The 13,610-nt window shown below is 28.7% G+C and carries 14 protein-coding genes; 8 read left to right on the top strand and 6 right to left on the bottom strand.

What is annotated here, in order from left to right; all coding sequences use genetic code 11:
• Positions 1-127: 127 nt before the first annotated feature.
• From FVE73_RS01745 to FVE73_RS01725, 5 genes are all read right to left on the bottom strand, one after another.
• Positions 128-415 carry a hypothetical protein gene (locus FVE73_RS01745; protein WP_018499382.1) on the bottom strand — a complete coding sequence of 96 codons (288 nt, stop codon included), beginning with the start codon at positions 413-415 and terminating at the stop codon, positions 128-130.
• Positions 416-521: 106 nt separating this feature from the next.
• Positions 522-1,268, bottom strand: a complete 747-nt coding sequence (locus FVE73_RS01740; protein ID WP_018499381.1) for a hypothetical protein — start codon at positions 1,266-1,268, stop codon at positions 522-524.
• Positions 1,269-1,304: 36 nt separating this feature from the next.
• Complete coding sequence (locus FVE73_RS01735; protein WP_018499380.1) at positions 1,305-3,488, bottom strand: heavy metal translocating P-type ATPase; 2,184 nt, start codon at positions 3,486-3,488, stop codon at positions 1,305-1,307.
• Positions 3,489-3,517: 29 nt separating this feature from the next.
• Entirely contained in the window at positions 3,518-3,889 is a 372-nt protein-coding gene (locus FVE73_RS01730) for an HMA2 domain-containing protein (protein WP_018499379.1), read from the bottom strand.
• Between the two features lie 26 nt (positions 3,890-3,915).
• Complete coding sequence (locus FVE73_RS01725) at positions 3,916-4,401, bottom strand: HMA2 domain-containing protein (RefSeq protein ID WP_018499378.1); 486 nt, start codon at positions 4,399-4,401, stop codon at positions 3,916-3,918.
• Between the two features lie 172 nt (positions 4,402-4,573).
• On the opposite strand from FVE73_RS01725, the gene truA reads away from it, so the two are divergent.
• The 4 genes from truA to FVE73_RS01705 all read left to right on the top strand — a co-directional run bounded on the left by truA (position 4,574) and on the right by FVE73_RS01705 (position 7,102).
• Complete coding sequence (gene truA, locus FVE73_RS01720) at positions 4,574-5,332, top strand: tRNA pseudouridine(38-40) synthase TruA (RefSeq protein ID WP_018499377.1); 759 nt, start codon at positions 4,574-4,576, stop codon at positions 5,330-5,332.
• A gap of 36 nt (positions 5,333-5,368) precedes the next feature.
• Positions 5,369-5,845, top strand: a complete 477-nt coding sequence (locus FVE73_RS01715; protein WP_018499376.1) for a GNAT family N-acetyltransferase — start codon at positions 5,369-5,371, stop codon at positions 5,843-5,845.
• Positions 5,846-6,051: 206 nt separating this feature from the next.
• On the top strand, positions 6,052-6,297 hold the full coding sequence (locus FVE73_RS01710; RefSeq protein ID WP_018499375.1) for a hypothetical protein: 246 nt from the start codon (positions 6,052-6,054) through the stop codon (positions 6,295-6,297).
• A 118-nt stretch (positions 6,298-6,415) separates the two neighbouring features.
• The gene (locus tag FVE73_RS01705; protein WP_018499374.1) at positions 6,416-7,102 is read left to right on the top strand and encodes an N-acetylmuramoyl-L-alanine amidase; all 687 of its coding nucleotides are present in this window, start codon (positions 6,416-6,418) and stop codon (positions 7,100-7,102) included.
• Positions 7,103-7,416: 314 nt separating this feature from the next.
• Here FVE73_RS01705 and FVE73_RS01700 read toward each other — a convergent pair whose 3' ends face one another.
• Complete coding sequence (locus FVE73_RS01700) at positions 7,417-9,123, bottom strand: AAA family ATPase (RefSeq protein WP_018499373.1); 1,707 nt, start codon at positions 9,121-9,123, stop codon at positions 7,417-7,419.
• Between the two features lie 332 nt (positions 9,124-9,455).
• Here FVE73_RS01700 and hrcA point away from each other — a divergent pair, with 332 nt between their 5' ends.
• From hrcA to dnaK, 4 genes are all read left to right on the top strand, one after another.
• Entirely contained in the window at positions 9,456-10,469 is a 1,014-nt protein-coding gene (gene hrcA, locus FVE73_RS01695) for a heat-inducible transcriptional repressor HrcA (protein WP_018499372.1), read from the top strand.
• An 18-nt stretch (positions 10,470-10,487) separates the two neighbouring features.
• On the top strand, positions 10,488-11,063 hold the full coding sequence (grpE, locus tag FVE73_RS01690) for a nucleotide exchange factor GrpE (protein ID WP_018499371.1): 576 nt from the start codon (positions 10,488-10,490) through the stop codon (positions 11,061-11,063).
• Between the two features lie 27 nt (positions 11,064-11,090).
• Complete coding sequence (locus FVE73_RS01685) at positions 11,091-11,612, top strand: hypothetical protein (protein ID WP_018499370.1); 522 nt, start codon at positions 11,091-11,093, stop codon at positions 11,610-11,612.
• Positions 11,613-11,783: 171 nt separating this feature from the next.
• Entirely contained in the window at positions 11,784-13,610 is a 1,827-nt protein-coding gene (gene dnaK, locus FVE73_RS01680) for a molecular chaperone DnaK (protein WP_018499368.1), read from the top strand.

The raw sequence follows: 13,610 nt of genomic DNA, 5'->3' as shown, positions 1-13,610 counted from the left end.
ACTTATAAACTTTTTAATATTTGATTATAGTAAAACCACTATAAAATCGAACTCAAAAGTTGCGACTACTCTATTATCCAAACTTTAATTTTAACCAATTCCTATTATTTTCATTATAAAAAACTGACTATTTTGCTTCAACTTCCACAACTGTTTCAGAAATATCATTATTTGTAGACATTTCTTTCTCAGCAATCAAATCTTCAAGGTGTTCTTTCGTTGCTACCAATTCTTCCAAATTCATATTATCATAAGCTGTTTGAGAAGATGTTTTTATATTTATCCCTTGTTTTCGTAAAAATCTATCAACTTTACCTTGATTTTTTTTGTATAGATAATAACCAACTGCAACTGTTCCCACTCCAATTGCTGCTCCTACTAAATGTTCTTTTTTTACACTTCCAAATTTTATCATTTTTTTACCTCCAAATTTTTAATTTATTTATTTTTTTTATTATTTGTCCAATAATTTCAACTAGATGGACACTTTCTAGCAAAAAGTAATCCTTTGTTATGTATAATTATTTTAATGGTATATATTTATCATCTAATTCCATATTCGCTTGTTTATTAAAAAATATATGATCTATTAAATCGCTCAAATTTTCAATTGAATTATCATTTTTTACATCTACAACATAATGAAATTTCCCATTGTCAGCTTTTAACCGATAAATTCTAACCTCTTTATTTGATACATTATTCAACACGAGATGTCGTCCAAAAGTTGTAAACCACATAAGTGCTATCGCCGTAACTGATCTATTTGACATATAGGATCTTAATAAATACAAAGCGGGTAATATTTCAATGTCAAAAAAACCTTTTCGCCGCGTTTCCATGTAGGCATGTTCCATAATTGCCGCTGTTGTAAGTCCTGCAGTAAAATTATTTATATCCAGCTGTAATTTTTCAATTTTACTTTTTCCAAGTCCGTACAAGAAAGAAAGCAATATCGCAGCTCCAGAATACACAGATAACGAATCTATTGATTTTTCTTCAAAATCTTCCACCAATTTTACTGAAGTCATGTCACGCTCAACTGATAATGCTGTAGCAGTTCGATAAATCATTTCATCAATCGTAATTTCCTCTGGCTCAAAAGTTATAAGTAATGTATTTATAGTTCGATTATATCGTAAAGCTGTACTTTTTGCTCCAACTTTTATTGTTTCAAAAAATTTTTTTATGTCAATAATTTCGTGCGAAATTTTAAATCTGACACGATTTGGTAATTTATGCAATACCGTCAAAGTTAATTTTTTCATATAATTTCCTCCAAAATCAGATAAAACACAAAAATTCTATTTGTTGACATCATATTTTAGAAGTCTTAATGAATTTCCAACTACTAAAATTGTTATTGAATTATGTAAAACTGAACTATATATTGCTGGTAACAATCCTGTCGCACCTAATACAAGTGCAAAACTGTTTATTCCAATTGCCATCGCAAAATTTTGCTTTATAATTTTTACAGTATTTTTAGCTAAACCAACTACAGCTGGTATTAACAACGGATCATCAGAAGTTATTGTAACATCGGCAGCTTCCATTGCAACATCTGTTCTACTGCTTCCAAGTGCTATTCCCACATTTGCATAAGAAAGAGCTGGAGCATCATTTATTCCATCTCCAATCATAATAACTTTGGATCCAATTGAACGGAATTTTAAAATATCCTTTGCCTTATCTTCTGGCAACAATTCTGATTCATATCTGTCCATCGACATACTATTTGCAATAGTTTCAGCCTGTTGTCTCAAATCTCCTGTAAGTAGTACAATGTCATCTATTCCTTGATTTCTCAAACGGTTCATAGCTTTTTTGATATTTTCCCTTGGCGGATCAGAAACTCCGATTACACCGATTAAATTCTCATTTTTAGCCACATAAATAACAATTTCTCCGTTATTTTGCATTCCTTTTACCACGTCAAATGACATCTCTACCGAAATATTATTTTCTTCCATGTATCTTCTGCTTCCCACACGAATAATGTCCTTATTTACATAAGTTTCAATTCCTCTTGCCACTTTAATTATATCTTCTTTATGTCGTGGTATTTTTAACCCTCTATTTCTGACTTCATTTAAAATTGCACTTGCCAAAGGATGTGTAGAAGTTTCTTCAGCCGCTGCTGCTAATGCAATCATTCTATCATCTCTCATGTTTTTAGCAAAAGTTTTTACTGTATGAACTTTAGGTTTTCCTTCTGTAATTGTTCCAGTTTTATCAAATATTACTGTATCAGCCTTTGAAAGTTCTTCCAAGTAATTACTTCCCTTAATCAAAATTCCATTTTTAGCAGCTGTATTAATTGAAGCAGAAAATGCTGTTGCTGTCGACAATCTTATTCCACACGAATAATCAATTACAAGCATACTCAACGCCTTTTGTAAATTTCTAGTCGAAGCGTAAACTATTCCAGCAAGAAGGAAATTTAACGGAATCAACTGTGCTGAAAATGCATCGGCGTAAGATTGGATGTCTGCTTTGTTAAAGGAAGCATCTTCCACCAATTTTATAATTCTTGAAGCAGTTCTATCATCTCCAACTTTTTCAGCTCTCACAGTGATATTTCCACTTTTTAAAAGCGTTCCAGCAAAAACCTCCTGTCCAGTTTCCTTTTTAACAGGCATATATTCTCCAGTAATCGCCGACTGATCAATTACTGCGTTACCCTTTTCAATCGTTCCGTCAACACTTATTTTTTCTCCAATTTGAACAAGAATCAAATCTCCTTTTTTTATTTCTTCAATTGGAACTTTCTTAGCTGCTTGGTCTTTATCTTCAAATATTTTCCAAACATAGCTTTCTCCGACACTTAACATATCCTTAATTACACCACGAGTTTTTTTCATCGTATAAACCGTCAAAAGTTCAGCAATTCTCTCTAAAATCATAATTGTCAACGCTGTTCGTTCACTTCCTAAAGCAATACTGCTTATAATCGCTGTAGAACTCAATGTATCTGCATTTGGACGCTTATTTTTAATTAATGAAAAAATTCCATTTTTTAAAACAGGTATTGCTAAAGAAATAGTTGAAATTGTTTTGTAGTTAAATAATCTTCTAATCCCAGTCAATTTAGTTTTTGGGCCTGGAAGTAAAAGCAGCAATACTGCAGCTCCGATATTTTTCATAATTTCTTTTGGCGATTCTTCCTGCAATCGTCTTTCTATCACATATTTATTCGATGTTTCCTTTTTTTCATTTTTATAAATATCCACCAAATATGCATTCAATATATTTTGAAGCAAAGACACAAAATTTTCTCCAGTTAGCGAAAAATTATTAAAATAAATAAGTGCAGAACCTGTAATAGTTGAAATTTCAACATTTTTTATATAATGAATTTTCATTAAACGCTTTGTTATTTCTTCTTTGTAAATGCCAATATGTTTTAATGCTCTTGAACGAATTCTAATTCTTCCACGAATTTCATGTAAAATCTCACAACTCAGCAAATAATTTCTACTAGCCATAAAACTTTCCTTTCTTTTTCAGTTAAAACTCAAATTTTTTTTATTAAATCATAAAAAATTTCTAAATTATCTTCTACTTCCTTCAATGATTTATTTTCATACAATTCAGAATGCTCAATCACAGTTTTCCAAACTTTATTTATCCATTCCAATATTTCCTTTTCTGAAATCAAATTTGAATTGTAATAAAGCAAAATTTTATTCGTTATATACGAATACTCAACACTTTTTAGACCTTTTTTTGACAAAATAAGTTTCTTAACCTCACCATCATATTTTTTCAATTCCTCTGGAACTTTTGATAAATTTGGAACAAAAAGCCTAAGTCTTCCAGGAATACTGTGCACTACCCTTATCTGATTAAGCATCAGATATGTTGCTTTAAAAAAATTTTCTAACATCCTTTTCCCTTTCAATCTTTTGTCTTTTATTTTCTTTTCTCATCTGATAAAAGTCTGGAAGCCCACCATAACAATGTAGCCCCTTTAGGCAATCCTGGAACTTTCCACAATTTTTTAATTCCATAAAAAATAAAAATTCCTGCAGTTAATGTCTTCAAATCCAAATAACCCTTACTTTTATTATAAATAGCCATATCTGTTGATTCAAATACTTGTTTTAATAACTCTTTTATTTTCCCAGATTTATTCTTCAAGGCTTCTTCATCCAAATGAAGTAATTTTAGCACCACTAAATACAAAAAAGAACCTTCAATAACTTTTTCATCAAAATAAATCAAGATACTCCCAGTAATAGAATTAACTTTTGTAGAATTTATCCCAGATATTCGCCGAATATTATGCAAAAATTCCTCCTTCAATTCCTCATTATCTTTCAATATTTCTGTTTGCAGTCGCAAACGTCCATTTTGATAATGTTTCACTTGAATAATGCCATAAAAACTTTGTAACATAACCGACTCCTTACACTTTTTTCTAATTTATTATATAACTTTTTATTTTAAATTACAAGATGGATTTTTTACATTAATCCTTCTAAATTTTTATTTTTATCTTTACTTTAAACAGAATTAACGATACAATATAAAAAAGAAACAAAAAAGATAAAATACAAAAAGGAAAAATATGAAAAAAAGAAATGTAAAAATCATTTATCAATATGATGGAAGTAAATTTTTAGGATTTCAAAGGCAAAAACACAGTAATGTAAAAACTGTTCAAGGAGAAATTGAAAAAGTAATTTTAAAAACATTTTCCCAAAAAATAAATATGATTTCTTCAGGAAGAACTGACAAGGGAGTTCATGCTATAGAGCAAGTTTCCAATTTTTTAATTGATGACAACATTCCTTTGAAAGCAATAAAAAGACAAATTAACAAATCTTTAAAAGGCGAAATTAAAATTTTAAAGATTACAGAAGTGAGTGAAGATTTTAATGCACGTTTTGATGCAAAAAATCGGACTTATTTGTATATTATGAGAGCAGAAGAAGATATTACGCCATTTGAGGCGAATTACGTGACTGGTCTTTATGAAAAAGTAGATGTGGAAAAGTTTCAGAAAATAATGGATTCTTTTATTGGAAAACACAATTTTAGCAGTTTTATGAAAAAAGACAAGGCTTATAGAAATCGTATAAGGGAAATCTTTTATATAAAATGTTATTATGATGAAAAATTTGGAAAAAACCAAGTAAATATCAAAATTTGTGGAAACGGATTTTTAAAAACTATGGTCAGAATTATGATTGGCTCAGCACTTGCCATTTATTTTGGCAAAGAAAAAGAAGATTATATTGAAAAAAGGCTAGAAAATCCTAATGCTGATAATAAAAAGATTTTAGCACCTTCAGAAGGACTATATTTATATAAAGTAAATTATTAAAAATTATTATAAAAAAGAAGGAGAAATAAAGATTTTATGAAAAAAAATTATAAAATAAAAATACTAGATGCAAAAAAAGATTCAGATTTATTATTTAAAATCGTAGAACATGAAAATGAAGTTTTTGGAGAAGCAACAGTTGGAAACTGGAATATTAAGCCATTTACTAAATATGGAAAAGTTTTTGCAATGTTAAGCGATGATGAAAATACTAAAGATGAATTAATGTCGGTTATTGAAGTTCTAAGCAGCTTTGACAGGGAAGTGGCTTATGTTTATGGAGTTTCCACTGTGCCAAAATTTCAAAAACATGGATATGCAAGAATACTTCTTCAATTTGTGATGGAAACTTTAAAGGAAATGAAAATAAAAAAAATAGAACTTACTGTTGATATGGATAATTTTATTGCAAAAAGAATTTATGAAAAATTAGGATTTGAAATAGTAGGTAATTTGGATAATGAATATGGAGATAATATTGAACGATATTTAATGAGATATTTTGTAAAATAAAAATTATTCTTTTTATTAATTTTTATATAATAAAATTAAAATGACAATCAAATAAAATTAAGATATAATATAACATGCCTTAATTTTTGTATACTTAAAATTTGAGGAATACTTTTTATTGTTTGGTAAAAATTAATCACGAATTTAAAATTATTAAATATATTAATTATAATACCCCATAAAAATATATTGAGGAGTGATTAATTATGAAAAAGTTAATATTAGGAATATTTTTATTATTTGGTGTTCTTGGTTTTTCAAGATACGTGGAACGTTGTAAAGTAGTAGAAGATGATACTTGCGTAAGTTTAGATTCAGGGAAAAGATTTAACTTTAGTAAATATGTTTTTGAAGATATTCAATATGGAAGTGTTTATAGAGTATACTTTGAAGGAAACGGATACAGAAATTTATATTTCACAGGTGCTACATATCTATATATGAAACATTAAAAATAAAAAATTTCAATGTCTTTTAATAATTTTAAAAATTTCTTATTTTTACCAAACGATAATTATTAAAATACAGAAATTTATACTGAACTTTATTATGAAGAAAGGAATAATAACTATGAAATTATTATTAAAATTAGCAATTTTAATTAGCAGCGTTTCAGGATTTGCAAATGCAGCTGAAAAAGTATGTATCGATCCAGGACACCAAGCAAAGGGAAATATGCAAACAGAAGAAGTAGCCCCTGGTTCAAGCAAGAGAAAAACAAAAGTAGCTTATGGAACAAGAGGTGTTGCAACTAAAAAGCCTGAATACCAGCTAGCCCTTGAAATAGGTTTAAAACTAAGAGATGCTCTAAAAGCTAAAGGCTATTCAGTATTTATGGTAAGAGAAAAAAATGATGTAAACATAAGCAACAAAGAAAGAGCCTTAATGACAAATAAAGAAGGCTGTGATGTATATTTAAGATTACACGCAGATGCAGGAGGAAGCAGTACCAGAGGAGCAACTGTACTTACATCATCATCTAAAAATCCGTACACAAAAAGTGTACAACAATCAAGCGATAAATTCTCAAAAGCAATCCTATCAGAATACACAAAAGCAACAGGATTCAAAAGCCGAGGCGTTTCCTACAGAGATGACCTGACAGGAACAAACTGGTCAACAGTTACAAACACATTACTAGAAATGGGATTCATGACAAATCCTGAAGAAGATAGAAAAATGGCTTCTCCTGACTTTCAAAATGTGATGGTAAAAGGGATTGTAAATGGAATTGAAAAGTATTTTAGAGAAAAATAATCAAAATTTATTTTAATTAAATAATAAAAAAGCTGTCATAATTGGCAGACTTTTTTTATATAAAGATTAATTCACTAATATTATACCTCATTATTTAATTTTTAAAAATAAAATAATATTTCTTAAAATCCAAAAATTTTTTTCACTTTAAAAAGGCTGCTAATTCCAAAACAGCCTTTGTTTCCTAACATCTAACCTTATTTATACTAAATCCCATTATATTTTATTTATTTCTTTATGGCAACGAATTAAAACCTCTTATTAAACAGAATTTATAATAAATCTATTACTCCAATAGGAAATAGTATTAAAATTTAACAATAATCTATTTCAGACTTCACTTCAAATTCTTTCCCCAAAAATGCAATCCCAATCTTTAAAACTTTCTCAACCCCAGCGTTTCTCAAAACTGAAGAATATTTTTTTTCATCAATTTGTCTTAATGCAATCTCACATTCTTTCTCAAGTTTTTTTTCTAAATTATCTTTTTCTAATTTTTCAACTAAATTCACAATTTTTAACTCAAAAATTATTCCTTCTCTTCCTCCTAAAATATTTTTAGGTTTCAAAAGCAAATCATATCGACCTTTTCCAGCAAAGCCATTCGACGTAATTTCATATTCATTTCTTAATTTCAAAATCAATCCAAGTATAAGTCCGTGATAAAATTGCTCTTTATAATTTCCATTTACATCAAAAATTCCAGTATTTTCCAATAAAATTTTATTCAGTTCAAATTTAAATTTTTCAATATTTCCATTTTTTAGTGCAAATGTCATATCCGAAAAAATTTCATAATTTTTAAAATATACCTCAATAAACATTTCTGAAAACATCTTTAAAATTTCTTCATTTGGAATCTTTAAATAAATTTCTTCTCTATTTCCATCATATTTCTCAGCCAGAGTCAAATACCCACTATGAAAAAATAAATTCCAAATATTTTTCTCAAAATTAGCTTCTAAATTTTCAAAAGTCATACTGTCATTAACTCTTTTTAAAACACTTTCTTTATTTAACAATTTTGAAAAGTCATCAAATATTTCATCTTTTAATTTCTGTAAATATAATTTAATCAATCCATTTCCACTCGTATTCACCCAATAAGCTTCAAGCCTTTTTTCATCTAAAAAGTTAATTACCGACCAAGGATTATATACTTTTATATCTCCAAATAAATAACCATTATACCATTTTTGAACATCTAGCAAATCATATTCCAAGTTAAAATCTTTTATCAGTGCCTCTTCAACTTCATTCTCCAAAATTCCAAAATATTCTGTAAACTGTTTATTAAGAATACTATGAACTTTTATATTATTCAACCCAGAAAAAATATTTTCTTTTGCAACTCTTAGAATTCCTGTTATAATACTCATTTCAAGATATTCATTATCCTTCAAAACTGCTCCATAAAAATTTTTAAAAAAATCGATAATTTTATTGTAATAACCTTTTATATACGAATTTATTATTGGTTGATCATATTCATCAATCAACACAACCACTTTTTTCCCATAATAATTATACAAATATTTTGTCAAATTTAACAAAGATTTCTCCCAGTCACCCTCATCTTTCTCTAGCCAAATATCTTCAAATTTTTTCAATTCTCTCTTATTCAAATGCTCCATTAAATCTTCAAATTTTGCATAAATATCTGAAATCGTCGACTTTATCGACTTAAAACCACTTTCCCAATCATTTTTATTATAATTTTTAAATGAAACAGAAATTACAGGAAACTCCCCTTGCTTTTCAAAATACTCACTTTTAGAAATATTAAGTCCTTCAAATAATTTTCTATTTTCATCTTTATTTTTAACATCAAAAAAATATTTCAACATCGATATATTTAATGTTTTCCCAAATCGTCTTGGACGAGTGAATAATTTTACTTTTGAACGATCTTCTAAAATATTTTCAATAAATTTAGTTTTGTCAAAATAATAGTAATCGTATTCTATAATTTCTTTAAAATCAGATAATCCAATCGGTAATTTCTTTTTCCTTTTTTTCATAATAATTCCCCACTTTTTAAATCTTTTTTTTAATTTTATCAAAAATATAAACATTTTGTCAATTACATTATTTGATACTTTTTAGTAAATTTATTATGAAATTTTTTTATGATTTTTTAGTATATCAATTGGAAATAATTATTTATTTGATTATTTAAACCTATTGCAAATAGTCTATTTATAATGCTTTTTTGATTTTAATTAAATTTTTTAAAAAAAATGAAAAAATTTTTAAAAAAAGGGTTGACAAATTTGAAAAAATGTAATATTATATATTTGCAGTTAGCAACCTAAGTTAGAGAGTGCTAACAAAAAATAAGGAAGGTGCCGAGATGAATGATAGAGAGCAATTAATTTTAAAGGCTATTATCAAACATTATCTGGAATTTGGCGAGAGCGTGGGATCACGGACACTTGAGAAGAAATATAATATTGGAGTGTCTTCAGCCACTATCAGAAATACAATGGCAGATTTGGAAGATAAGGGTCTGATTGCAAAAACACATACATCTTCTGGACGTATTCCGACAAGTGAAGGATATAAGCTGTATGTCGATGAGCTTTTGAAAATTAGGGATATTTCCCAAGAGGAAAAGGCGAAAGTCATGCAGGCGTACAATAAACGGATGAATCAAATTGATGTGATATTTGAAGAAACATCCAGGTTATTGTCAAAGATTAGTCAATATGCTGGTGTTGTTTTGGAGCCAGCATTTACGCAGGAAGGTGTAAGAAAGGTAAAGCTGGTGCATATTAATGACACGACCGTACTTGCTGTGGTTATAATGAATTCTTCTCTTACAAAAAATTTGAATATTTTTTTGGAAAATCCTGTAACTGAAAATGAAGTTGAGAAAATAAACGATTTTTTAAATGAAAAAATTACAAATAGTCAGTATTTTACACTATCTGATTTAAAAGATTTTTTTACAAATACAAATCTATTCTCACAAAGCGATTTCCAAGGCAATGGGATTTCAGATGAAGGAAAATTATTTTTTGAAGGCGGAACGAATCTTATTGAAAACAATACATCTGATATAATGAACATTATAAATCGTGTAAAACTGTTTAACAATCCGAATGATTTGCGAAATGTATTTTCACAGTTTTTGCAAATGGAGGAATTTCAAGATGGAGAAGTAAATGTAATTTTTGGAGAAGATTTGAAAATTGCAGGGCTTGAGGATTTCTCATTCGTATTTTCGGTTTATACGCTTAATAATGCGAAGGGAATTATCGGTGTGATTGGACCAAAGCGGATGGAATATTCAAAGACGGTTGGACTCGTTGAGTATGTGGCAGAGGAAGTAAATCAATTATTAAATCAAAAAAATAAACAATAAAGAGAGCGGGGTTTTTAAATGTCTGAAAAAGATTTAGAAAAAGAAGCAAAAGACAATGAATCAAAAGAAACGCTAGATAAAGAAACTAAAGAAGCTAAAGCTGATGATTCTGAAAAAGAAGTTAAAGAAGAAACACCTGAAGAAGTAATCGCAAAACTTGAAAAGGACTTGGAAGAATGGAAGAGTTCTTATACAAGAAAATTAGCTGAATTTCAAAACTTTACAAAAAGAAAAGAAAATGAAGTTGCTGAAATGAAAAAATATGCTTCGGAAGGTATTATTACAAAATTATTAGATAATATTGATAATTTAGAAAGAGCTGAACAAGCTTCTGCTGAAACTAAAAACTTTGACGCATTGGTTGAAGGAGTTAATATGATTTTGAGAAATCTGAGAAATCTTTTGACTGAAGAAGGTGTTGAAGAATTGGAAGCAGCAGAAGGCGTAAAATTTAATCCTTACGAACATCAAGCGATGATGACTGAAAATGTTGAAGATTTGGACAATGATGTTATTGTGAAAGTGTTCCAAAAAGGATATAAATTGAAAGGGAAAGTTATAAGACCAGCGATGGTTACGGTTAATAAGAAATGATTATATTTAGTCAGAGGTAGATTTACTTTGAAAGAACAACAAAAAAAAGATGATGAGATTCATGAATATGAAAAATTAAAAGAAATTTTAGAAACAATAAAATTAGAATATCAAATGGAAAGAAATAAAAAAAATAGTTTTGAAACTAGAGCGGGTTTTATTATTGCTTTTCTTTCAGCGATTATTATTTCGGTAATTGAAAAATTCAATTTAAAAAATACAATAAACTTATTTAATATTAATTTGACTTTTGGAATACTAATTAAAATTCTATCAGGTATTATATTAATTATTTCGTTAATTTTTATATGTTTTAGCGTGTTTCAGATGATAAATATAAAATTCTACAATAATTTAGAAATAAAAGAAATTAATGATGAATTTTTAAAACAAAGCAGAAAAAAATTATTGAAATTATTAATATTTATGTATAGAGATATAATAGAACAACATAGAAAGTTGCATAAAAAAAATGCTGAAATTCTAAAAAGAATAATAACGATATTGTTGATATTTTTAATTTCATTTTTTTTCTATGTTTCATTTTAACAAAAAAATAAAGGAGAATTCAAATGAAGTATAAAAGAAAAAACTTTCTCAACGAAGAAGAAGAGAATGAAGATGAAGTAACACAAGCAGATATAGATAAATTAATTACACCATGTGGAGAAAATGGTTAATATATGAAAATACAAACAAAAATAAAGGAGAATGATATATATGAGTAAAATAATAGGAATAGATTTAGGAACAACAAACAGCTGCGTGGCAGTTATGGAAGGTGGAAACTTTGCGATAATACCAAATAGTGATGGAGGAAGAACTACACCTTCAGTAGTAAATATTAAAGATAATGGAGAAATTATAGTTGGGGAAATTGCTAAAAGACAAGCAATTACAAATCCTGATTCAACAGTAATTTCAATTAAAACACAAATGGGATCAGATTATAAAGTAAATATTCATGGAAAAGATTATACACCACAAGAAATTTCAGCAATGATTTTGAAAAAATTGAAAAAAGATGCTGAAAGCTATTTAGGAGAAACTGTAACAGAAGCAGTAATCACTGTACCAGCTTACTTTACTGATGCTCAAAGACAAGCAACTAAAGATGCTGGAGAAATTGCAGGACTGAAAGTCCAAAGAATTATTAATGAACCAACAGCAGCGGCATTATCTTATGGATTAGATAAGAAAAAAGAAGAAAAAGTATTAGTATTTGACTTAGGTGGAGGTACATTTGACGTATCAGTATTGGAAATTGGAGATGGAGTAGTAGAAGTTATTTCAACTTCAGGAAACAACCACTTAGGTGGAGATAACTTTGACCAAAAAATTATTGACTGGTTAGCTGATGAATTTAAAAAAGAAACTGGAATTGATTTAAGAAATGATAAAATGGCAATTCAAAGATTGAAAGATGCAGCAGAAGATGCTAAGAAAAAATTGTCAACTACATTAGAAACACAAATTTCATTACCATTTATCACAATGGATGCAAGTGGACCAAAACATTTGGAAAAGAAATTAACTAGAGCAGCATTTGATGAATTGACAAAAGACTTGGTTGAAGCAACTAAAGGGCCTGTTAAACAAGCGTTGGAAGATGCAAACTTAGATCCAAGCGGAATTGATGAAATCTTATTAGTTGGTGGATCAACAAGAATCCCAGCAGTTCAAGAATGGGTTAAATCATTCTTTGGAAAAGAACCTAATAAATCAATTAATCCTGATGAAGTTGTAGCAGCAGGAGCAGCTATCCAAGGTGGAGTATTAATGGGAGACGTTAAAGACGTATTGTTATTAGATGTAACTCCATTATCATTAGGAATTGAAACAATGGGTGGAGTATTTACTAAGATTATTGATAGAAATACTACTGTGCCAGTTAAAAAATCACAAGTATTCTCAACAGCGGCAGATAATCAACCAGCAGTATCAATCGTTGTATTGCAAGGGGAAAGAGCTAGAGCGGCTGACAACCATAAATTAGGAGAATTTAACTTGAACGATATCCCACCTGCACCAAGAGGAGTACCTCAAATCGAAGTAACATTCGACATTGATGCAAATGGTATCGTGCATGTATCAGCTAAAGATTTAGGAACTGGTAAAGAAAATACAGTAACAATTTCTGGTTCATCTAATTTGTCTAAAGAAGACATCGAAAAAATGAAAAAAGATGCTGAAGCAAATGAAGCTGAAGATGCTAAATTTAAAGAATTAGTAGAAGCTAGAAACCAAGCTGACCAATTAGTAATCGCAACTGAAAAAACTATAAAAGAAAACGAATCTAAATTGCAAGGAACTGAAAAGGAAGATATCGAAAAAGCAATCGAAGAATTGAAGAAAGTAAAAGATGGAGACGACATCGAAGCAATCAGAAAAGGAATCGAAGAATTATCGAAAGTATCTCAAGGATTTGCAACTAGAATGTACCAAGAAGCAGCAGCGGCTCAACAACAAGCACAAGGTGGAGAAGCGGCTGGAGAAAATAATAACTCTGGTGCGGATGATGTCGAAGATGCGGAAGTTGTGGATTAA

The sequence above is a fragment of the Leptotrichia wadei genome, from assembly GCF_007990545.2.
GTDB classification, from domain to species: domain Bacteria; phylum Fusobacteriota; class Fusobacteriia; order Fusobacteriales; family Leptotrichiaceae; genus Leptotrichia; species Leptotrichia wadei.
Note: the sequence above shows the minus strand (reverse complement) of the source record. Positions and strands in the feature narration are given on the sequence as shown.